This is a genomic window from Vibrio sp. 378, assembly GCF_033339435.1.
On sequence record NZ_JAWOUO010000714.1, the window covers coordinates 1 to 631 of the forward strand.

At 39.3% G+C, this 631-nt stretch carries 1 protein-coding gene; it reads left to right on the forward strand.

The window, feature by feature from the left end; translation table 11 throughout:
• Positions 1-387: 387 nt before the first annotated feature.
• Positions 388-631, forward strand: a 244-nt coding sequence (locus R7Q48_RS28440) for an OmpP1/FadL family transporter (protein WP_318133677.1), incomplete at its 3' end; no start/stop codon positions are given.

Consider the following 631-nt stretch of genomic DNA (forward strand, 5'->3'; position numbering starts at 1 on the left):
GGTCTTTCTACAGGTGTAACAGCTACAACGCACGCAGACGCTATCCTGTTTGGCTTACAATACAGCCGTAGCTTCTAAGAAAATTCCTTATATTTAATGTAAGTAAACTCTATATAAAAGGCTGGATTTCCAGCCTTTTTTCTTATCTAACACTTATCGTCCGCTCAATTTGAGTGAACACGTGTATCTAAAAATCACAATTAGACCTCACAGGTGTTCGCTGAGTTTTTTTCATCCCACCATCATAGTTAGATTATAAAACCACAAACAAACAACAAATTAGAACAAAATACTAAATACATTCATGTTCCGGATTTTCATTTCTAAAGTAATAACTCTACCTTTAGACTTTTGCCCCACGTTATAATTAATTCAGCGAACATTAGAATGAAAACCAACAAGACTTTCCTATCAACAGCAGTAGCACTTAGCCTACTTGGCACTTCAGGCATGGCAAATGCAGCAGGCTTCCAATTAGCTGAATATTCTGCAACAGGTCTAGGTCGTGCTTACGCTGGTGAAGCAGCAATGGCTGACAACGCAAGTTCTCAATGGCGTAACCCAGCAATGCTTACTTACCTAGAGGGCACTCAAGTGTCTGTTGGTGCCATCTATGTAAATCCAAACATTG